Below are 22,365 nucleotides of genomic sequence, written 5' to 3' on the forward strand. Positions count from 1 at the left end.
ATATTGAACTACATATTCCCTATAATTTTCATACCCCGAGACCTGAACGCAGGCGTTTCGTATTCCATGTTCTCTTCAATAATAATCCGGAGCTCGTTTTTTATGTCGGGATAAATTTTGGAAAGGTTGTGAAGAATAGTCAGTGAAAATGCCTTTACGGCTATCGGTGCTTTCCTGTCCTGGATAAAATTGAAGCAAGTATCCATTACTTCTCCATGAAGCGCCTCAGGCAGATCGGCTTCCTGTAAGACACTTACGCAGCACCGGACCACCGATTCATGAACATCTGTCCTTTTCAGCAGGCCGACCAGCGTTTCATAATAAGGGCAAATCAGGTCTTGCCTCATTTTCCCGGCTTTACTTACACAATAAGCAGCTCTTTGCGCAAGCCTACAATCCTCAGAAACGAAACAATCCATCAACTCCTTAAAAGCAATCTCGGAAGTACATGCGTACTGGGCTATCTCGTCTGCGAGGTGTTTCGACTGTGATTTGGCGGTTAATAATTCTTCCCTGATGTCCATGTGCCACGAGGCGTTTCAATGGTAAAAAGAAGTGCCCCACTTTTTCTGGCAGGGCACTTTCGGTATTGGGCAGTTATATTCCGGCTTATTTATTATCGCCGACCATATCTTCAGGTTTTACCCAGGCATCAAACTCGTCGGGAGTCAGATAACCCAGTGCAACAGCAGTCTCTTTCAAAGTAGAGCCGTTTTTGTGGGCTGTCTGAGCGATTTCAGCAGCTTTATAGTACCCGATTTTGGTATTCAGCGCAGTCACGAGCATCAATGAATTATTGACATGTTTTTTGATATTATCATGCAAAGGCTCGATTCCAATCGCGCAATTGTCATTGAAAGAAACACAAACGTCACCAATTAACCTGGCTGAATGCAGGAAGTTGTAGGCCATCAATGGCTTAAAAACATTCAGTTCGAAATGTCCGTTTGAACCTCCGATCCCGATTGCGACGTCGTTGCCCATCACTTGCGCAGCCACCATTGTCATCGCCTCGCACTGGGTAGGGTTCACTTTGCCGGGCATGATCGAACTGCCTGGTTCGTTGTCAGGAATATGGATTTCCCCGATTCCCGAACGTGGGCCGGAAGAAAGCATACGAATGTCGTTCCCGATTTTCATCAGGCTCACTGCTACTGTTTTCAGCGCTCCGTGCGCTTCTACGATCGCATCGTGGGCAGCCAGTGCTTCGAATTTATTTTCAGCAGTGATAAAGGGCAGGCCCGTCAAAGCAGCAATATGTCTCGCTACATTCTCAGAATAGCCTTCAGGGGTGTTGATACCGGTTCCTACGGCTGTTCCGCCCAAAGCAAGCTCGGAAAGATGGGAAAGTGTATTGTAAATAGCGCGCAGGCCATGGTCCAATTGGGATGCATAGCCAGAAAATTCCTGTCCCAATGTAAGCGGTGTGGCGTCCATAAAGTGGGTACGGCCGATTTTTACCACGTTTCTGAACGCTTCTGATTTTGCTTTCAGGGTATCTCTCAACTTGGTGATGCCGGGAATCGTAACATCCACCAATATCTTATATGCAGCAATGTGCATCGCAGTCGGATAAGTATCATTCGATGACTGCGATTTGTTCACATCATCATTTGGATGAAGGAATTTTGTTTTATCCGACAAATCGCCGCCTTGCAAAACATGGCCGCGGTAAGCGATAACTTCATTACAATTCATATTGGACTGCGTACCTGAACCTGTCTGCCAAACAACCAGCGGGAACTGGTCATCAAGCTGCTCTGTAAGGATCTCGTCACAAACTTCACCGATGAGATCACTTTTCTCTTTTGGCAGAATGCCCGCCTCGTAATTGGTGATCGCTGCGGCTTTTTTCAGATATGCAAAGGCCTTGATGATTTCCTTCGGCATTTTATTGATATCCTGGGCAATCGGAAAATTCTGGATCGAACGTTGGGTTTGGGCACCCCAATACACATGTGCCGGAACTTGCACCTCGCCCATTGTGTCTTTTTCTATACGGTATTCCATTTTTGAATGTAGAATGAATAATGAAAATGAATAATGCAGAACAACTGGTAAAGTTAGGGTCGGACGTTCAGTTTTTGGTATTTTTTAATGGATAAATGTTTCGGGGTGGGAGCGACAGTGGAAATGGCATTTACTGGAACTTCTTTTTACTCGCTTCAAACATTACTTCATTTTGAAAGCGGGTTGGTCATAGCAGTTTATAAAAAATCACTTTTTAGAGGATCAAATTTGCCATCAAAAAGATATTTTATCCCCGGCATTTTCTAATCGCTGGCGGGTTCACTTAAATTGGCCTTCGACTTCCGGGCGGTGGTTTTTCCTTTTTAAATTTGCCCCGTTCTTTGTGAACACCCGTCAATCGGGGTAGTGGTTTTCGCTTTTGGAGCCCTCATCCATATAGGCAGAAATTAAAAAGGAACCGTGTGCAATTCACGGACAGTCGTGCTACTGTAAGTATCCGTCTTGTTTTCTGCAGGACAAATTTTCACCCTCGCGTCCCATTGCAGGATTTTCTGCGAGAAGGGCGGTGAAAATGATACAAGTCAGGAGACTTGCCCCTACGCTCAATGGCTACTCCTTCACGTTTGGGGTTTAGTCAAGAATTGATTTTACCAGATATTATTTTCAGCACTTCGCCTTTTATGGACCGGCTTCGGAAAAGGACGCCGCTTTGTTTGTGGCTTAAAACAGCGTGAAAATGATATTACGTACTGATTGATTTCGTTACATTTTGTCAGGACGGGGGTGTTTTCAAAGGGTTTTTATTAACTCTTTTAACACAATTTTTATGTTATCACAAAACCTGGGCTACCCGCGTGTTGGTAGTCAGAGAGAACTCAAAAAAGCCTGCGAACAATTCTGGGCTGGAAAAATCACACGGGATGAATTACAAAACGTGGCCCGCCAGATCCGTCACCGCAATTGGGAGACTCAAAAGAATGCTGGTATCGACTTGATCCCGTCCAATGATTTTTCTCTTTATGACCATGTTCTCGACAGTTCACTGATGGTGGGTGCAATTCCAGCGAGGTTCCATTCATTGATCGACGGAAAGTCAAACAAAGAACTTGAGCTTTATTTTGCTATGGCAAGAGGTGTGCAGCGCGACGGCCTGGACATCAAGGCCATGGAAATGACCAAATGGTTTGACACCAATTATCATTATATCGTGCCGGAATTTGTAAAGAATCAGAAATTCAGCCGGTATTCGGATAAAGTCGCACTGGAATTTGAAGATGCCAGACAAGCCGGTATCATCACCAAACCTGTGCTTGTAGGGCCGGTAACTTATTTATTGTCGGGTAAGGAAAAAGAGGAAGGGTTTCACAGGATCGAGCTGCTGGACAATCTGTTGCCGGTTTACATTGAAGTACTCAAAGATTTATATGCCCGCGGCGCGCAATGGGTGCAGCTCGACGAGCCCTGCCTTGTGCTGGATTTGACGGATCGGGAGAAACTTGCCTTGCAAAGTGCTTATGCTCAGATCAGGGAGGCAATACCAGGCCTGAAAATCCTGGTAGCAACCTATTTCGGGGCACTTGAAGATAATCTCGAAACGGCCGTGGAAATGTCGATAGATGCGCTCCATATTGACATTACCCGTGGAGTAGAAAGCCTGGCAGCTATTTTGGCGAATCCTGGTTTTGTTTCTTCTAGTAAAAAATTATCAGTTGGCGTCGTCGACGGAAGGAATATATGGAAGAATGACTATAAAAAATCATTGGACTATCTCCGTGAAGCAATAGCGGTTTTGGGCGAGAAAAGAGTGATTGTCGCACCTTCTTCTTCCCTATTGCATAGTCCGCACGACCTGGATCAGGAAAAAAATGAAAATGTATTGACCCCGCAGATCAAAAACTGGATGGCATTTGCAAAGCAGAAGCTGGGCGAGGTATCAACATTGAAGAAGCTTGCGATTACCAACTGGACTGAAGATGCAACTTTTAAAGTCAATCAGGAAGCGATTGAAAGCAGAAGGAGTTCGGAGCTGATCCACAAGCCGCTGGTTAAAAAACGTGTGGAGGGTATCAAAATGTCCGATTTTGAGAGGCAAGCCAGGTTCGCAGAACGTCAGAAGCTGCAATTGGAAAAACTGAAACTTCCGCTTTTCCCTTCGACAACCATTGGTTCATTCCCACAAACGGATGAAGTGCGGCAATTGCGTGCGAACCTCAAAAAAGGAAATCTTTCCGTTGATGAATATGAATCGAGGATCAAAGAAGAGATCGTAAGCTCTTTGCGCTGGCAGGAAGAATTGGGGATCGATGTGCTCGTGCATGGTGAATTTGAAAGAAACGACATGGTTGAATATTTCGGCGAAAGTCTGTCCGGATTTGTCTTCACCCAAAACGGCTGGGTGCAGAGTTATGGCAGCCGCTGTGTAAAACCACCGGTCATATATGGTGATGTGGAACGCCCGGAGGCGATGACCGTGAAGTGGTCCGCATTTGCACAAGCCAATTCCGCAAAGCTGGTGAAAGGCATGTTAACGGGGCCGGTCACGATCTTGCAATGGTCATTCGTAAGAGATGATCAACCGAGGAAAGATACTACTTTTCAAATAGGTCTGGCGATACGCGACGAGGTGATCGATCTTGAAAAAGCCGGTATCAAGGTAATCCAGATTGACGAGCCTGCTATCCGGGAAGGTCTGCCCCTGCGGAAGTCAGCCTGGGCGGATTATCTGAAATGGGCGGTTGACGCATTCAGGCTTAGTGCAGCCGGGGTTGCAGACCAGACCCAGATCCATACGCACATGTGCTATTCCGAATTTAATGATATTATCGGTTCCATAGCCGCAATGGATGCTGATGTGATCACCATTGAAACATCCCGGTCGCAAATGGAACTGCTGGATGCGTTTGCCGACTTCAATTATCCGAATGAAATAGGGCCTGGGGTTTATGATATCCATTCGCCTCGTGTCCCCACGGTGGAAGAGATCAGCCAGTTGCTGGAAAAGGCCCTCAAAGTAATACCAGCCATGAACTTATGGGTGAATCCGGACTGCGGTCTGAAAACCAGAAAATGGCCCGAAACAGAAGCTGCTTTGCGTAACATGATTTCTGCGGCTAAATTGCTGCGTGAAGCAGTGGAGGCCTAGGTTGTATGTTTGGTCATATAGTCATTCGTGGTCATTTATGGTCATTAGGTCATTTATGGTCATGGATTGTCATTTTTTGTTTAGGGTTATTTAACGACAACAAATGACTATCAATGACTATTAATGACTATTAATGACTATTAATGACCATTATTGACCATATATGACCACCCCTGACTTCACAAATTTTTACTTAAAAAGACAAAATCTTGACATTAGACGAAAAAATACTCGCTTCTGAAACTCGTGTTTTTAAAACCGTTTTTCCCAATAATACAAATCACTACGACACGCTTTTTGGCGGTACGGCCTTGTCAATGATGGACGAAGTGGCGTTTATTGCTGCCACAAGGTTTTCGCGTCTGCGATGTGTGACTGTTTCATCCGACCGCATCGACTTTACACATCCCATTCCGGCGGGAACGATTATTGAGCTGGTGGGAAGGGTAGAAACGGTTGGCAATACCAGTATGAAGGTCAGGGTGGACATTTTTGTGGAAAAGATGTATGAAGAAGGCCGGGAAAAAGCTGTTACCGGCATTTTTACCTTTGTTGCTTTGGATGAAGATCACAAGCCGACAAGGATTCTGCATTGATTGCTTACACCATATGATAATTCATGTTTTACCGGAAAAAAGATCAGACCTCAATTCATCAGAAACAGTGATTAAATTCACCGGTATCCTGAAATTAACTTCAGGGTCTGATAAAGTAATTGACCGGCTTATTCGTCAGCGGTCGGAAAAAAGAGGATAGCACGTCCCAGAAATATTGCACAGAATTATTCTGACCACAAAAACTGGTTTTAAGGCAAATACACCTAGTTCTAAGCTAGTTAAGAAATTCCATATCGCATTTTACAGAACAATTGCGAGATAATTTATGGTAAAACATTGATTTTTAGCTTGCTGGAATGTATTTATTATCACACAGGAGTTTTTACAGAATTGTGCAAATAGCCAAAATGCTTAACTTGCAAGCTTTTTGGACGATATAGTGTAAGACTATCCATATAATTATAATTGAATGAAGATCTTAGGTATTTCGGCTTTCTATCATGACTCCGCAGCTGCATTAATTGATAATGGTGAAATTGTGGCAGCGGCTCAGGAAGAGCGTTTTACCCGCAAAAAACATGATCCGGGCTTCCCTTCCAAGGCAATTGCCTTCTGCCTTGAATATAGTGGGTTGACCCTTAACGAATTGGATGCAATCGTGTTTTACGATAAACCACTGCTGAAATTCGAACGCCTTCTTGAAACATATTACGCTTTTGCCCCAAAAGGTCTGAGGTCATTTTTGACTGCGATGCCGGTTTGGATCAAAGAAAAGATGTTTTTGAAGCGCCTTATCAACGAGGAACTTGTAAAACTGGGTTACGATAAAAAGAAAAAAGTAAAGCTTCTTTTTCCGGAGCACCATCTCTCGCACGCTGCGAGCGCATATTATCCCTCTCCTTTTGAAAAATCTGCCATTCTTACCATTGATGGGGTGGGCGAATGGGCTACGGCTTCTATCTGCCTCGGGGAAGGTAAGGACATCAGTATATTAAAGGAGCTGCGGTTTCCTCACTCGCTGGGCCTGCTTTATTCAGCATTCACATATTTTTTGGGGTTTAGGGTCAATTCGGGAGAATATAAGCTGATGGGACTTGCACCATACGGAGACCCGTCTTCACCCGATATCAAACGTTACGAAGAGATCATATTAAAAGAGCTGGTCGACCTGAAGGAAGATGGTTCTGTGTGGCTTGATCAGGAATATTTTGATTATGCTACCGGTCTCAAAATGGTCAATGAGCATAAATGGGAGGCACTTTTTGGCTTTAAAACCAGGAAACCGGAAGATCCGCTGGAAGCAATACATTGTAACCTCGGGCTTGCAATCCAGAACATTACCGAGGAGGCCGTCATAAGGATGGCCAGGGAGGCTAAACGGCTTACCGGTGCGGATTACCTTTGTATGGCTGGCGGTGTTGCACTGAATTGTGTATCAAACGGAAAGCTTCAGAAAGCCAATATTTTTAAGGAAATCTTCATTCAGCCTGCGGCCGGAGATGCCGGAGGGGCATTGGGCGCTGCCCAGGCAGCATATCATATTTATTTCGGGCAGGAAAGGAATATTACATGGAAAGCTGATGCAATGCGGGGCTCTTACCTGGGACCTACATTTTCAGACCTGGATGTGGCGCTTACGGCTAAGAAGTATAAAGCCGTTTACAATTATTTCGAGAATTTCAAAGATCTTTCGACTGAGGCTGCGGCATTGCTCGCAGATGGAAATGTGGTAGGCTGGGTTCAGGGAAGAATGGAGTTTGGCCCCAGAGCATTGGGAGCAAGAAGCATTTTAGGTGACCCGCGGAATGCAGACATGCAAAAGAAGCTGAACCTGAAGATCAAATACCGCGAGTCGTTCCGTCCTTTCGCACCTTCGGTGCTGGCTGAGGATTGTTCCGATTACTTCGATTACGATGGGATCTCGCCATATATGCTTCTGGTACACCCGGTTACGGCCGAAAGGCGCAAAGTTGTACCTGAGAATTATGGTTCGATGGATCTGCGTGAAAAGCTTTATTTCGAAAGATCCGATTTACCTTCGATCACACATATTGATTACTCCGCGCGTATCCAGACGGTTCATAAAGAGACCAATTCGCGTTATTACGAACTGATCTCTTCTTTTAAGGCATTAACGGGCTACGGGGTTGTTGTCAATACAAGTTTTAATGTAAGGGGTGAGCCTATTGTGTGCACTCCCAATGATGCCTACCGCTGTTTTATGCGGACAGAGATGGATTATCTGGTTGTTGGCAATTACATTTTTGACAAAAAGAAACAACCGGAGTGGCTTGAAAAAGATGGCTGGAAAGAAGAGTTTGTTCTGGATTAGCATTTATTAAAATATTCAGATCCGACTACATGGCATCTAAAATGATCACGAGCCTGGTTCGTATTATGTTCCTGGGCATATTTTTTGTTTTTCTTTTTTATCCTGACAAGTTTCAGGTAAAATTTGATTACCCTGGGTTTCCTCAAAGTGACAGCTGGTATATCCGGCTGGCAAAGCTGTCTTTCTGGCTCCTTTTGGTTATTGAAGTCCTTCGTATTTTTTATTATGGGATTGTAAAAAGCAAAGTGAATAAGCTGATTTCGAACATAGCAACGATAGTCGTTCCGATATTTGTCACCCTTGTTTTTCTCGAAATTATATTCATGTACATTCCGCAAAGCCATGAAGGGGTGCTGTCAAAAGCTTCCCAGATTTGGTGGGAAAAGTACTGGAAGCCGGTCAACTCTCTGGGATATCATGACAAGGAAGTGACACAGGAACCTGGAAAGAAGCATGTGTTGGTTGTCGGAGATTCTTTTGCAGCAGGGCATGGTCTGAAAAATGTAGATGACCGGTTCTCCAATATCCTGGAAGCTGAATTGGGGAAAGATAAATATACGGTGTATAATCTCGGGATGTCAGGTGCTGATACCCGCGACGAGGCGAAAAGGCTTTTGGAATTTCCCGTAAAACCTGATATCATAATCCTGGAATATTTCCCGAATGATGTTGATAAAGTAGGGATTGAAAAAGGATTGTCACTTTCGGCATCGGAAACTTATGCTGATATCAAGAGTCCGATTACAACGCTTGTAAGCCGGTTTTACCTGCCAAATTTTATTTATTGGCAGTTGCCTCATACCGGATTCAGCACTTTTGAGAACTTTGTCCAGAAGGCGTACAGCGATACCACTATACTGAACGCCCATCTTCGGGACTTGTCGAAGATTACGAATTACAAGGATAGCACAGGTGCAAAAATGTATGCGGTGTTCGTCCCTTTCCTGTCCCAGATGGAAAAGAGTGCTGGCTACACCAAACCTGTTGAGGATTTTTTGAAATCGAAAGGTGTCACAGTCGTTCCGCTGAATGATGGTATAAATAAAATACCGGTTAAAGAGCGTGTAGTAGGCAAAAATGACGGGCATGCGAGTGCAGCCGTAAACAAGCTCATCGCTGACAGGCTGCTGGAAGCGATGAAGAAGGATTAATGTACTAAATTTGATATTGAATTTAACAACCTTAGATATAAAATGGATTTTTTAACGGATTTATTTGCATTTATGAAGGAGCGGAAGAAGTGGTGGCTTGCTCCGGTGATTATGGTACTTTTATTGATAGGAGTGCTGATCGTTATTGGCGGCGGGTCCGCAGTAGCACCTTTTATCTACACATTATTCTGATTTTTTAGTATTCCTTCAAAGGGATAAATTATAAATAGATACAAGAGAAATTCTTGTACGAAGGGATGTTTTTGACAATTGTACCAAAATATTAGCGTGAAATGAGTGAATCGGAGAAGACCAAGGCCCAGCTGGTCATTGTGACAGGACTGGTTGTTCTTTATTTTGTTTTTAAATCCAGGTACCCATATTTTTTAGTGGCTGCTGCTGCGGTAGGGGTTCTGAGTATAGCTATTCCCGCGGCCGGTGATCTTATTGTAAAAGGGTGGTATAAACTTGCTGAAATAATGGGCGCTATAAACGGCCGGATACTTTTATCAGCTGTTTTTTTTCTGGTACTTTTCCCAGTGGCGCTCGTCGCTAAAATTGGGAAAAAGAACGTCCTTTCTTTGAAGCGGGAGCCCAAAGGTTCTGTCTTTGTAGAACGAAATCACAAGTATTCCGCGAAAGATCTGGAACAGGTCTGGTAGACTATTTTTTCGAAAAATAAGTGAAAAGGCCTGGGTTCAGGCCTTTTTTTTGCGGCATGCGCGCTCATATAAAAGTTGAAGCATCCCGTCCTTCAAACCTACATCCGGTACATGGATGATGCTCGCGCCAGCCCACTTCATCGCTGAAGTATATATGTCTCCGGCAGGCACTATAACGTCCGCTCTGTCAGGGTTTAACTGTAGCTTATTGATCCTGTCCGACAGCGAAAACTGTGCGATATAATCTTTCATTCTGACAATTTCCTCCAGGCTGGTCGAGCTTTCGGAAAGTTTGGAGGAAAGGTCAAAGAGCTTATTAATATTTCCGCCTGTACCTACTGCCTGGATCGGCTGGCTGTAATCAACATTCTGGTTGATCCATTCCTTGATTTTCGGCCATACATTCTTTGACTCTTTTCCTTCCAGCAACCGTACTGAACCGAGTTTGAAAGATTTTGCATTTATTTTCTGACGGTCTTTGTAGATGTTCAGCTCTGTACTTCCACCACCGACATCAATATGGATGTACTGGCCTTCTGCCAGTGATTTGACCACAATATTGTTAACAAGCTCGGCTTCGCGCTGGCCGTCGATGATCTGAATATGGATGCCTGTCCGTTGTTCAATGTGTTCCCGCACTTCCGCACCATTTTCTGCTTCGCGCATGGCAGAGGTGGAGCAGGCCATAAAATCATCGACCTCATGTAATTCCATCAGCAACTGATAGGCAAGCATAAGTTTCATCATCCGGTCTTCACTCTGGGGTGTTATTCTGCCTTGAGTAAAGACGTCGTGACCCAGGCGCAGGGGAAAACGGACGTACTCTATTTTCTTAAAACGGGATATGCCTTCATCATGCAACACCGAAGATATTTGCATACGGGCACCATTGGATCCGATATCTATTGCAGCGAATTTCAAAAGCTATTTATAATAGGGGGAGTAAATAAAAGTCAAAAATATGACTTTAAGGGACAAGTATCTATTAATAATTTGCGAAAGTTAGGCGGCCGACAATTACATCTTGCCACCGATTTGATACATGAGCTTTACTTTTACTCCGGGACCTGTGCGCTGGTTAAGCGGGGTCAGTGCTTTGAAATAGGTATACAAATAACCTTCTGCCTGAAACACAATCGGATACCAGGTTTTTTCCACCCCGGCAGAAAAATTGAGGGAATTGACAACAGGAAGATCAGATTTCCTTTCAAATTCCTGACTGAAGTATTCTCGGTTCGGACCCTTGCAGTTAAAAGAGATCTTTTCTTTGGCAGAAACGGTAATGTTGGTACCAGCACTTGCATAATAGGCCCAGTCGTCTTTCAGGGTGTTCCGAAAAGCAACGGTAAGGGGGATCTGTACTAAGGTTGGATTTATCTTGATATTATATACATCGAATATAGTCGGCACTTCGCCAGGATGCGTTTTTTTAAAGTCCTTTTTGTTTTTGTCGCGGAAAATCTTCTCATTAAAGAACTCCATCGGTTTCACTTTCAGCCAGCTCACGCCGGCGGATATCGAGAATTTCTTCGCAATGAGAACTTCGCTCAGAACAGTTTTGGAAATCCCGTTATCTTCTATCTGAATGCCAGCGCCGAATCGATACGGTACTTTCACATCCAGGCGAGGAATAACATTTTCAGCCTGCGTTGTCTTCTCGGCTTTTTTTGCTGAGGCCGGTGATTTGCTACTCTGAGTGGTATTTGCTGCCAATAAAGTTTGCTGAGCGGGTGTGTTTAACAATAACGTCTTTTGAACCTGGGTCGGGGAAATACGATTCACAAGTTCATACTTCATTTTTCGCGAGAGCGAGCCACCATTATTTACAGAGGTAGAATTCTGAATCGCCAGCGGCTCGAAATCTGTATTAATGATCTTTTGAGGCGAACTATTGGCAACTCCGGATTTCGAGTCAACTGTAATATCCTCATAACCAGTCTCCGGATTAACATTTGGAGCCTCGTTTTCAACATATCTTTCAGCCGTTCTACTTTCTGTTGTTACGTTTTTAAGTGGTTGAACCGGAGTATATTTCTGTTCGGCATCCACAGTCAATTCAGTTTCTGTCGCCTCGGGTACATTTCCTGAATGCCGGCCAGAATTGGCAGAAGCTGTATAGGAAGACCTTCCTGACCTGGATGTTTTTTCTACCAGATAAACTGTGTCACTTTTTATAATTGTTGCAGGCGCTTTCTCAATGACCTCGATTTTATGCCGAAGATTTTTTACGTCAGCAACAAGGTTATTGTTTTGCTTTACCTGGCTGACATACATGAAGGCCATAACGGTGGTTACCGAGGCCGCAGCGGCATATCCGATCCAGGAACTGTACTGTTGCCAGAAAGTCGGGGGCGTGTGGGCTTGCATATAACTCTGCATTTTGGCCCAGTCAGCCTCCTGAAAGTCTGGTTCAATACTTTCTAATTTCCGGCGTATAGTCTCTTCAAATTTACTAGTTTTCATTTCCTCTGAATGTCTTTACAGCCCAATCACTTGGGAAGAGATTTGGGTAATATTGTTTGATCAGATGCTGCAAGCGCGCCCTGGCACGAACGTAATGTGACCGCACCGTGGCTTCGTTTATCTGGAGCAGATCTGCTATTTCTCGATGATTATAGCCATCCACGACATATAGTAAAAATACGTTTTTGTAGACGGGTTTAATCCGTTGTATCAATTCTAAAATTTCGTCGGCGGTAATCTGGCTGATGACGTCCTCTTCAAATTTCGGGTAGGGCGCATCTTCCAGGGAAATTACGTCTTCGCTGTGTTTCTTATGTTTGCGATAGTAGCTAATAGCCGTATTAACCATGATTGTCCTTAACCAGGCTTTGAACGGGTGCGTTGAGTCGTATTTTCCCAGATTATTAAACACTTTCAAAAAACCTTCATTCAAAACTTCTTCCGCTTCTTCGGTAGTAGAGGTATATCTGAGACAAATACTTTTGGAGTATCCGAAAAATTGCTTGTAAAGATGCCTCTGCGCCTGGCTGTTACCAGCAATGCAGGCTGATACGACCGCGTCAAAGTCGTTAGCATCAAAGGATATTTTTTTTCCAAATAGCAAAGTTTGTATATCGGGTTGTCAGGGATTGAATTCTTATTGGTGATACGCTGGCATACCTGCGTATGTTGCAAAAAGGTGAAATTAATTATCGCAGTTAAGTGTTCTGCCGCAGGATTTCTGAAATAAAAAACAAAAAATGTGCATTCTTATGCAACAGCAGGCGATCAAGAGGCGTAACTATTACCGGAATCACAAGAAATTATCGCTTTACAGCGGCTATACATACATCAAAGAATTTTGTTAGGGGTGAGTTGGAATACGGTGCTGGATTTTCCGGGGCCGTATTTATTTTTTACCCACCGTCATTTCCAATACGGAAGAGTTTTTGATCTCACCCATCACAAAAAGGCTATGCGTACTCCCGATATTTTCCAGAGAACCCAGTTTTTGCATCAAAAATTGCTGATACTGAGACATATCGTCCACAATTACTTTCAGTAAAAAGTCGTAGTCACCCGATATGTTGAAGCACTCCATCACCTCCGGCATGGCTATTACGGCTTTGACAAACTTCTCACCCATTATTTTTGAATGCTCTTTGAGTGCGATGTTGCAAAATGCCATGAGTTTTTTGCCTACTTTTTCCCGATCTACAAGCGCAACATATTTCTTGATCACACCTTCTTTTTCCAGCCTCCTTACCCGTTCGTAAACAGGCGTATACGATAAATTTAACTTTTCAGATAATTCCCGTGTTTTTAATGTAGCATCTTCCTGAAGAAAATGAAGGATTTTTGCGTCCGTCTCGTCTGGATTATACATAGATAGAATATCTTTATTCACTTTTTAACTGTTTCGAATATAGATAAATAATTTAGTTTATATAAAAATAGCAGACTATTAGTCTGAATTTTTTGAATTTATTGAACAAAACATCTATTGGGTTAAATTTGCGATTAGATTAAACTCAGTGACAAGGAATATTCAGGTAAATACAAAAGACAAAATAATGGTAGCAACGCAAAACGCAGATATTCGTGAAATTTTGAAGAACCGTATTCTGGTACTTGACGGAGCTATGGGTACCATGATTCAGCGTTACAAACTGGAAGATCACGACTACCGGGGAGAGCGTTTTAGGGACTGGGCGCATGATGTGAAAGGGAATAACGATCTGCTTTCGCTGACTCGCCCCGATATTATTAAGGAAATACATGCGGCTTATTTTGAAGCTGGCGCGGACATAGCGGAAACCAATACATTTTCAGGTACGACCATCGCCATGGCAGATTATGGGATGGAAGAATTTGTCTACGAACTGAACTTTGAATCCGCCCGTCTGGCTAGGGAAGTTGCCGATGCATTTACCGCCCAGAATCCGGACAAGCCGCGTTTTGTGGCCGGGTCTATGGGGCCGACCAACCGTACGGCTTCTCTTTCACCTGATGTGAACAACCCTGGTTTCAGGGCGATCAGTTTCGATCAGCTGGTGGACGCTTATTATGAGCAGATCAAAGGCCTTACCGATGGTGGGTGCGACGTTCTGCTGGTAGAAACGATTTTTGATACACTTAATGCAAAAGCAGCGCTTTTTGCAATAGATAAGTTTTTTGCGGATGCAGGAAATGGCAAAGTAGAGGTGCTGCCCACCTGGAAAGTGGCTGCGGGTTCATCTTTGCCAGTCATGATTTCAGGTACTATTACGGATGCTTCCGGCAGGACGTTGTCCGGCCAGACAACCGAGGCTTTTCTTACTTCTATATCGCATTTGCCACTGCTTTCCGTGGGGTTGAACTGTGCATTAGGTGCGGATCTGATGCGTCCCTATGTGCAGATCCTGGCCAACGAGGCACCATTTTATACCTCGGCGCACCCGAATGCCGGCCTGCCCAACGAAATGGGAGAATATGATGAATCGCCTGAGCAGATGGGCGAGGTGATCGATGGGTTTTTGAAGGACAATCTCATCAACATTATCGGCGGTTGCTGCGGAACGACGCCGGACCATATCCGGGTGATCGCTGACCTTGCTCAGAAACACAGACCGAGACCTTTACCAGTTGCAGAAACGGTGATGAAGCTGTCAGGTCTGGAGCCGGTGAAAATTAATTCCTTGTCCAATTTCGTGAATATCGGTGAACGTTGTAATGTAACCGGGTCCAAGAAATTTGCGAGACTGATCCGCGAGAGCAGGTACGATGAGGCATTAAGTATTGCCAGGGAACAGGTAGAAAGTGGTGCACAGGTGATCGACGTGAACCTGGATGAGGGTATGATCGATGGAGTAGAAGCCATGAAAACATTCATCAATCTCATTGTTTCTGAACCCGATATTTCAAAGGTTCCGCTGATGATCGACTCTTCAAAGTGGGAGGTGATCGAATCAGGATTAAAATGTGTACAGGGAAAATCAATCGTTAACTCGATTTCTCTGAAAGAAGGAGAAGAAAAATTTAAAGAATCGGCCAGAACGGTTTTGCGCTACGGCGCGGCCGCCGTTGTAATGGCGTTTGACGAGCAGGGGCAGGCCGATAATCTGGAACGTAGAATTGAAATATGCTCAAGAGCTTACCGGATTTTGGTAGAGGAAGTTGGTTTTCCGCCCGAGGATATCATTTTTGACCCGAATATCCTTACAGTTGCAACTGGGATGGAGGAGCATAATAACTATGCGGTTGATTTTATCAATGCAGTGCGCTGGATCAAAGAGAATTTACCTCATGCAAAAGTTTCGGGTGGCGTCTCCAATGTTTCTTTCAGTTTCAGGGGCAATGAACCGGTCCGTGAGGCGATACATACTGCTTTTCTGTACCATGCTATCAAAGCAGGAATGGATATGGGAATTGTAAATGCATCCCAAATTGGTATTTATGATGAAATCCCGAAAGATGTACTGGAATTGGTCGAGGATGTGTTGCTAAACCGTCGCCCGGATTCTACGGAACGCCTGGTAACTTATGCCGAAACGGTAAAAGACAAAGGGAAAACCCAGTCTGGTCCGGATTTGACCTGGCGGCAGCTTCCGGTGAAAGAACGCATATCGCACTCTCTGGTGAAGGGTATTTCAGATTATATTGATGAAGATACCGAAGAATGCAGGCATTTGTTCAAAAAGCCACTGGAAGTGATTGAAGGACCGCTGATGGACGGGATGAGTATTGTCGGTGATTTGTTTGGAGAGGGTAAAATGTTCCTGCCGCAGGTCGTGAAATCTGCCCGGGTTATGAAAAAAGCGGTGGCTTACCTGCAACCATACATAGAGGCAGAAAAAAGTGAGGGTTCCAATTCAGCCGGGAAGATATTACTGGCTACCGTTAAAGGCGACGTGCACGATATAGGTAAAAACATTGTCGGCGTGGTTTTGGGCTGTAACAACTATGAAATTATTGATCTGGGCGTGATGGTTTCTACCGACAGGATCCTGGCGGCAGCAGAAGAGCACAATGTTGACATTATAGGGTTATCCGGACTGATCACGCCATCGCTGGATGAGATGGTCGGTGTTGCCAAGGAAATGGAGCGCAGGCAGTTTAAGATGCCGCTTTTGATTGGTGGCGCTACTACTTCACGTATTCATACAGCGGTAAAAATTGACCCTAATTATTCGGGCGCCGTTATTCACGTGCTGGATGCCTCGCGATCTGTACCGGTTGCCGGAAAGTTGATCCAAAGTGAATTGAGCCAGGCCGAAGTGTTGTCGGATATAAAAGCGGAATATGCCAAACTACGGGAAGACCATGCAAAAAGAGGTAGCGAAAAAGCGCATGTATCCATAGCCAAAGCGAGGGAAAACAAGGCAAAAATTGACTGGACTGATTTCAAAGCGGTGAAGCCTCAGTTTTTGGGAACCCGGATTTATGATGACTATGAATTAAATGATATTGTCAAATACATCGACTGGACACCTTTTTTCCAGACGTGGCAGCTTCACGGGAAGTACCCCAAAATATTCGATGATAAAGTAGTTGGCGCGGAAGCGATGAAGCTTTATGAGGATGCGTCTGTTTTATTAGGAGAAATTATCCGGGATAAAAGCCTTAAAGCAAAAGCAGTGATCGGATTCTGGCCTGCCAATTCCATCCAGGATGATATTGTGTTGCATCACTTTGAAGAAACCACCAGGGATGTCTCATGCGAAAGACATGGATCGCACCAGCATATTGAGTACAAAATCAGTCAGCACGGGCAGGATAACCTGAACGCCGGTGAGCTGATTGCGGATACTGCGGCTGTACTGCATCACTTGCGCCAGCAAAGCCAGAAAGCAGCCAATCTCCCGAATTACTGTCTGTCAGATTTTGTAGCCCCGCTTGAAACCGGGCATACCGACTACATCGGCGGATTTGCCGTCACTGCGGGAATTGGAATTGAAGCGCTTCTCGAAAAATACGAAAGAGACCATGACGATTACAATAGTATCATGGTAAAGGCGCTGGCTGACCGGCTGGTTGAGGCCTTAACAGAACTGATGCATGAAAGAGTCCGCAAGGAGCTATGGGGGCATTCGAAAGATGAGCAGTTTACAAATGAGGAGCTGATCAAAGAATCGTATACCGGTATCCGTCCGGCCCCTGGTTATCCGGCCTGCCCCGATCATACGGAGAAACGCATGCTGTTTGATCTGCTAGGGGCCGAGAACCTTGGCATCACACTTACTGAAAGCTACGCCATGTACCCTGCAAGTAGTGTGAGCGGCTGGTACTTTTCCCATCCGGACAGCCGGTATTTCCCGGTAGGAAAGATATTCAAAGATCAGGTGGAGGACTATGCCAGAAGAAAAGACATGCCGCTGGAAGAAATCGAAAAATGGCTTTCGCCTGTTTTAGGATATTAATTTAACAAATCGGGCACAATTGGAGAGCGGGTTTTCCCGTTCTCTTTTTTTATGCATAAAAATATCGGTATTTTACTAAAACCGGGGATAAATTGGGTTGAAATACACATGTTAAACAGGTATTTATACGCTATTTTATTCCGTGTTTGCGTGAAATATTTGTATTGTGATATCCAAAATGGAGTTATTACCATCTATTAGCCATGAAAAGAAATATTTATGTATTCATTTTGTTGATCTTGCTTGCGTCCTCGTTTAAATACAGGACCAAGTCAAGAGAAACGATGAGTGAACCTTTGCCTGCCGAGCAGGCCGATATCGCTCAAAAAACAGCCAACGAAGCCTCATTTGATGCATTTGTAGTGAATATGCATCAGGCAAATGAAGCATTTTCAAAAGGTAATCCAGCACTTATTAAATCACTCTGGTCCCGTAAAAGCGACGTCACGCTTTTCACTGACAGCGGCGTAAAGGGCTGGGATTCTGTGAACACAGTTTTGGATCTTTCCAGCCAGCAAATGCCGGCCGGGAATATTTACAGTTCTGAAAGAATTTCGAGTCAGGTAAATGCAGAAACGGCTTACTTGCTGCAAACAGAACATTATTTACTTCCCAGCGGCAAGACAATCGATTTGCAGGTAACATTAATTCTCTGTAAAGAAGCGGGCTCGTGGAAAATAGCTCACAGGCAGGCCAGCAACATCAAAACGGTGAAGCCCCTGGCACAACCGAATTTCCCGGGGAAGCAGTTAAAACCCGATATTTCCTTCAATTTCTAACTTACCATTGCTTTGTTTGTTATTTTGCACCTTTGAAAAAAGTGACCATATATAACAGATGGAGAGATTTACGGGATTGCTTGGTATTATATTGATTCTTGGTATCGCGTTCGCGATGTCAAACAACAGAAAAGCAATCAATTACCGGACAGTGGGAGTCGGTTTGGCTCTTCAGTTCGGCCTGGCTGTTTTCATTCTTCGAACAGATACAGGACAAAAAATCTTCCAATGGTTGGGAGAGAAAGTCCAGAAGTTACTTTCTTTTTCAGACAGGGGTGCCGATTTTGTCTTTGGTACGCTGGTGCGTCCCGATTTGATGCAGCGTGCATTTGGCCCGGGTAATGATTTTGTATTCTTCTTTAAAGTAGTTCCTACCATTATTTTCGTTGCTGTACTTGTAAATATACTCTACCATCTGGGTATCATGCAGCGAGTGGTATCGGTCATTGCACGGGGCGTCTATTGGTTAATGGGCGTTAGCGGTGCAGAAGCCCTTTCTAATGTAGCGAGCACTTTCGTTGGGCAGGTTGAGGCGCAGATCATGATCAAGCCTTATCTTAAAAATATGACTAATTCCGAGCTAATGGCCTCTATGACAGGTAGTTTTGCTTGTATTGCGGGCGGCGTAATGGCGGTTTACATATCGCTGGGAGTTCCGGCACCATACCTCATTGCGGCAAGCCTTATGGCTGCACCGGGAGCTCTGGTCATTTCAAAAATAGTTTATCCGGAAACAGAGGAGTCGAACACTAAAGGAGCTGTAAAACTAGAAATTCAGAAGACACACGCAAATTTACTGGATGCAATTGCTGCTGGTGCGGGTGAAGGATTGAAGGTAGGTTTTAATGTTATCGCCATGCTGATTGGTTTTATAGCATTGGTTGCCCTGCTCGATTACTTGCTAGGCTATATTGGAGGACTGTTTTCTTTTCCACAATTGAGTTTTAACTTCCTATTAGGTAAGGTGTTTTCCATTTTTGCCTGGGCGATGGGCGTTCCGGGAAAAGATATTGAGGCTGCCGGTTCGCTGATGGGGACCAAAATGGTGATCAATGAATTTGTAGCATACCTGGATATGATCAAGTTAAAAGATACGCTTGATCACAAAACAATCGTTATTACCAGTTTCGCTTTATGCGGATTTGCCAATTTCAGTTCGATAGCAATCCAGGTGGGTGGAATAGGAGAGTTGGCCCCGATGCGCCGTGCCGACCTGGCAAGGCTGGGTTTCAAGGCCTTGATATGCGGTACGCTGGCCTCTTATATGTCGGCAACACTCGCAGGGCTGCTTTTGTAATCTATATCTCAAATATTTTCAGGCGAATCGCTACCAGGACCATCCCTACACGGCTCTTTACGTTCATTTTTTGAAATACGGATTCCCTGTATCCGTCCACGGTTCTCGGGCTGACGCACATTTTATCTGCTATTTCAGCATAAGTAAGGTCGCTGCACGACAGCCTGATAAAATTGGTTTCCCTTTCATTAAGCCCCAGCATGTCCACGGGGTTCTTAAATGTATCCGGGTTTAGACTCTTAATTAGCTGGTTAGTTATGTATTCTGTATAATAATAGCCTTTCTGTACCAGGGAATCCAGGGCCTGTTTGAGCTCGTGCGGCTTACATCCTTTCAGCAGATATCCCCGCGCCCCATTCCGAAGCATCCGTACGATGGATTCTTCCTTATCATTCATTGACAATGCCAGTACTTTTACCTCGGGATAATTGTTTTTTAGCCAGAGCGCAGTGTCATAGCCGTCCATTTCGGGCATATTGATATCCAGCAGCACGATATCAGGGACCATTTTCATTTTGATCATGTAAATGAGCTCATTTCCACCGGGTACTTCATAAAGGACATCATATTCTTCAAACTTCTGCACCAGTCCTGAAAGTGCCTTGGCCATTAATTCGTGATCATCAACAATGGCAATAGTGGTTTTCATGCAAAATGGTTTGTATGTTATGCTTGAGACGAATCTGCTGCTATAATCTGATTAGGTAATTCGATTTCTATTTTTGTGCCTTTGCCCGGAGCGGTTTCTATCCGGCAAGCTCCGCCTATCATTTCTGTTCTGCGTTGAATGTTGCGTACGCCAGAACCGGAGTCGGCAAGCTTTCTTTTTAATACAGCCTCCGGGTCAAATCCCTTTCCGTCATCATGCAAATAAATGGAAAATTTGTCTGATGCGTAAATCATTCTTACGTGTATATTCTTTGCGCCGGAATGTTTGATCGAATTATTAAGAATTTCCTGCGTAATCCGAAAAAGAATAATTTCACGGTCATATCCGATAGAGTAAGCGTCGCCCGTAACCGTTATTTCGGTCTGGAACTTTCTTGTTTTCCGGATACGCTGCAATTCGTGGGAAATACTTTCCTGAAGACCAAATTGCTGCACAATATTACCGTCAAGGCTTTTTGTCAACGAACGCAGATCATTAATGGACTGACCTATAATCTCATTGGCCTGCCTGATATAATGGCCATTTTCTTCCCTTTGCTCGGTTTCCTCCAAAATGTTGAGGTTAATCTTAGCCACGGAAAGCAGCTGACCTATATTGTCGTGAAGCTCCTGCCCGATTTGCTGCAAAGTCGAGTTTTGTACTTCGACCTGAGATTTTAGTATTTCCTCAGCGAACTTGGCCTGTTCCTGAAGATGGGCATATTTTTTCTTTTGATAAAAAAACAGAAAAGCAATAAGGAAAGCACACAAAATCAGTACGACTGAGGAGCCGACTATAATGGTTGCAGCCAGTTGAGCAACATCATTTTGCATTAAAATATTTATTATTTGTGTAGAGTATCTGGTAGAACGGCAAAGCGAGGGTGAAGTAAAAAATCAGATCAATGATCAATGCTTTGGAATACCACGCAGAGGCCAGTTCTCCATCAAATTTCAGCATCACGTTGACCACGCCGTAAAAACAATAATTAGCAACATGGATCAGAACCGAAACGCTTACCCAAAACATGTAGTTTGGGATAAGCGGCTCGTATTCATCTATGTATAGAAGCTGCCTGAAATACAATACAACCCAACTACAAAGTACAAGCCTGGTGGCCAGGTGAGCATAAGAGTTAATGTCTTTGATCGATTGGATGGTAAAAGAAAAACACCAACAGATCAGCATCATTGCTATACTTAGCCCGAGGAGCCACTTGCCTGTTTTGATATCCTTGATATTCAGATAAAAAACATAGCTCAGGATAAGGAAAAGGACCGGTATGAAAAAGTGATATAGAAATTGATTGTTGGTTTTGTGAAGAAGCAGATAATCGCTCCATATTTCAAGGACAGACTGCAGCACAAAATAAATGATTATTAACGTCAGCCCTTTAGTACTCTTCTTCCAAACCGAAACACCGGCCATCGTATTAACCAGAATAGTGCAGAGAACTATCCAGTCAATAATTTCCATTTTATTTTTGGGTTGAAAGTATTATTAGTCTAGCAATGTCGCCCTGCCCTTGCAATAAGACGGTTCTCGCGGTGGGCAGCCGGTTCCACTCAGGCTGAAAAACGACTTGGCCGTTTGTCCCGTAGCATCTTTGCTGTCTCCGGTGATGTCTTCCAGCATGCTGTTGACAGGCATGATCAAAAACAGGTTACTCGGCTGCTTGTTCTCAGGTGTGCGGTCTTTGTTGTCGCAAAGATAAATTCTGATCCCGTGAAAATCATCAATTTGGGAGAGTTTATCCAATACTTGTTTGGAAATTACAATTGCAGACTGAAAATCGTCTTTTTTTTCGGCAACAACAAAGTCGTTTTTGAAATTTTTAATCATTGATCTCAGGTCGTCCGTCGAAGTTGCTTTCTCAGCTTCGACGAGTGGCTCTTTTGACCAGCCTTCAATGGTATCTGATTTACGGGCTTTGGCTTCTTTTCCGACGAGATCGTTTTCAAGATAAATGTTAAATAGTGACATA

At 44.1% G+C, this 22,365-nt stretch carries 19 protein-coding genes and 1 riboswitch; of the genes, 9 read left to right on the top strand and 10 right to left on the bottom strand.

Features of this window, described 5'->3' with window-relative positions; genetic code table 11:
• Positions 1–8: 8 nt before the first annotated feature.
• Both FBF61_RS27215 and fumC read right to left on the bottom strand, forming a co-directional pair.
• A complete protein-coding gene (locus FBF61_RS27215) occupies positions 9–524 on the bottom strand; it encodes a HEAT-like fold family protein (protein WP_138483347.1) in 516 nt (171 codons plus the stop codon).
• Positions 525–609: 85 nt separating this feature from the next.
• Positions 610–2,010: a class II fumarate hydratase gene (gene fumC, locus FBF61_RS27220; RefSeq protein WP_138483349.1), complete on the bottom strand. Its 1,401-nt coding sequence runs from the start codon at positions 2,008–2,010 to the stop codon at positions 610–612.
• Positions 2,011–2,360: 350 nt separating this feature from the next.
• A riboswitch (cobalamin riboswitch) is annotated at positions 2,361–2,583 on the top strand.
• A gap of 214 nt (positions 2,584–2,797) precedes the next feature.
• Between fumC and metE the strand changes: the two genes are divergently transcribed.
• From metE to FBF61_RS27245, 6 genes are all read left to right on the top strand, one after another.
• Positions 2,798–5,113 carry a 5-methyltetrahydropteroyltriglutamate--homocysteine S-methyltransferase gene (metE, locus tag FBF61_RS27225; RefSeq protein ID WP_138483352.1) on the top strand — a complete coding sequence of 772 codons (2,316 nt, stop codon included), beginning with the start codon at positions 2,798–2,800 and terminating at the stop codon, positions 5,111–5,113.
• Positions 5,114–5,322: 209 nt separating this feature from the next.
• On the top strand, positions 5,323–5,709 hold the full coding sequence (locus FBF61_RS27230; RefSeq protein WP_138483354.1) for an acyl-CoA thioesterase: 387 nt from the start codon (positions 5,323–5,325) through the stop codon (positions 5,707–5,709).
• A 430-nt stretch (positions 5,710–6,139) separates the two neighbouring features.
• Positions 6,140–8,002 carry a carbamoyltransferase family protein gene (locus FBF61_RS27235; protein ID WP_138483356.1) on the top strand — a complete coding sequence of 621 codons (1,863 nt, stop codon included), beginning with the start codon at positions 6,140–6,142 and terminating at the stop codon, positions 8,000–8,002.
• Positions 8,003–8,031: 29 nt separating this feature from the next.
• Positions 8,032–9,153: an SGNH/GDSL hydrolase family protein gene (locus tag FBF61_RS27240; RefSeq protein ID WP_138483358.1), complete on the top strand. Its 1,122-nt coding sequence runs from the start codon at positions 8,032–8,034 to the stop codon at positions 9,151–9,153.
• 42 nt (positions 9,154–9,195) lie between these two features.
• A complete protein-coding gene (locus FBF61_RS34725) occupies positions 9,196–9,345 on the top strand; it encodes a DUF5989 family protein (RefSeq protein WP_166444618.1) in 150 nt (49 codons plus the stop codon).
• A gap of 101 nt (positions 9,346–9,446) precedes the next feature.
• A complete protein-coding gene (locus FBF61_RS27245) occupies positions 9,447–9,815 on the top strand; it encodes an SxtJ family membrane protein (protein WP_138483361.1) in 369 nt (122 codons plus the stop codon).
• 36 nt (positions 9,816–9,851) lie between these two features.
• Here the strand turns inward: FBF61_RS27245 and FBF61_RS27250 are convergent, their stop codons facing one another.
• The 4 genes from FBF61_RS27250 to FBF61_RS27265 all read right to left on the bottom strand — a co-directional run bounded on the left by FBF61_RS27250 (position 9,852) and on the right by FBF61_RS27265 (position 13,644).
• On the bottom strand, positions 9,852–10,736 hold the full coding sequence (locus FBF61_RS27250) for a Ppx/GppA phosphatase family protein (protein ID WP_138483363.1): 885 nt from the start codon (positions 10,734–10,736) through the stop codon (positions 9,852–9,854).
• Positions 10,737–10,832: 96 nt separating this feature from the next.
• Positions 10,833–12,278 (bottom strand): hypothetical protein, encoded by a 1,446-nt coding sequence (locus FBF61_RS27255; RefSeq protein ID WP_229215247.1) that lies wholly within the window; start codon positions 12,276–12,278, stop codon positions 10,833–10,835.
• A complete protein-coding gene (locus FBF61_RS27260; protein WP_138483365.1) occupies positions 12,268–12,882 on the bottom strand; it encodes an RNA polymerase sigma factor in 615 nt (204 codons plus the stop codon). Before FBF61_RS27260 ends, FBF61_RS27255 begins: the two co-directional genes overlap by 11 nt.
• A 285-nt stretch (positions 12,883–13,167) precedes the next feature.
• Positions 13,168–13,644 (bottom strand): Lrp/AsnC family transcriptional regulator, encoded by a 477-nt coding sequence (locus FBF61_RS27265; protein WP_138483367.1) that lies wholly within the window; start codon positions 13,642–13,644, stop codon positions 13,168–13,170.
• A gap of 187 nt (positions 13,645–13,831) precedes the next feature.
• Here FBF61_RS27265 and metH point away from each other — a divergent pair, with 187 nt between their 5' ends.
• From metH to FBF61_RS27280, 3 genes are all read left to right on the top strand, one after another.
• Positions 13,832–17,656, top strand: a complete 3,825-nt coding sequence (gene metH / locus FBF61_RS27270; protein ID WP_138483369.1) for a methionine synthase — start codon at positions 13,832–13,834, stop codon at positions 17,654–17,656.
• A gap of 203 nt (positions 17,657–17,859) precedes the next feature.
• Positions 17,860–18,435, top strand: coding sequence for a nuclear transport factor 2 family protein (locus tag FBF61_RS27275; RefSeq protein ID WP_138483371.1), 576 nt, complete (start codon positions 17,860–17,862; stop codon positions 18,433–18,435).
• A gap of 58 nt (positions 18,436–18,493) precedes the next feature.
• Complete coding sequence (locus FBF61_RS27280) at positions 18,494–19,732, top strand: NupC/NupG family nucleoside CNT transporter (RefSeq protein ID WP_138483373.1); 1,239 nt, start codon at positions 18,494–18,496, stop codon at positions 19,730–19,732.
• Position 19,733: 1 nt separating this feature from the next.
• Here the strand turns inward: FBF61_RS27280 and FBF61_RS27285 are convergent, their stop codons facing one another.
• From FBF61_RS27285 to FBF61_RS27300, 4 genes are read right to left on the bottom strand one after another with little or no spacing between them, the layout of a single operon-like run.
• Positions 19,734–20,381: a response regulator gene (locus tag FBF61_RS27285; protein WP_138483375.1), complete on the bottom strand. Its 648-nt coding sequence runs from the start codon at positions 20,379–20,381 to the stop codon at positions 19,734–19,736.
• Positions 20,382–20,398: 17 nt separating this feature from the next.
• Positions 20,399–21,214: a sensor histidine kinase gene (locus FBF61_RS27290; protein WP_138483377.1), complete on the bottom strand. Its 816-nt coding sequence runs from the start codon at positions 21,212–21,214 to the stop codon at positions 20,399–20,401.
• Positions 21,204–21,857 carry a hypothetical protein gene (locus FBF61_RS27295; RefSeq protein ID WP_138483379.1) on the bottom strand — a complete coding sequence of 218 codons (654 nt, stop codon included), beginning with the start codon at positions 21,855–21,857 and terminating at the stop codon, positions 21,204–21,206. The genes FBF61_RS27290 and FBF61_RS27295 overlap by 11 nt, the downstream gene beginning before the upstream one ends.
• Positions 21,858–21,881: 24 nt before the next feature.
• Positions 21,882–22,364 carry a hypothetical protein gene (locus FBF61_RS27300; protein ID WP_138483381.1) on the bottom strand — a complete coding sequence of 161 codons (483 nt, stop codon included), beginning with the start codon at positions 22,362–22,364 and terminating at the stop codon, positions 21,882–21,884.
• Position 22,365: the final 1 nt, after the last annotated feature.

This window comes from Dyadobacter bucti, assembly GCF_005869225.1.
In the GTDB taxonomy this organism is placed as follows: domain Bacteria; phylum Bacteroidota; class Bacteroidia; order Cytophagales; family Spirosomataceae; genus Dyadobacter; species Dyadobacter bucti.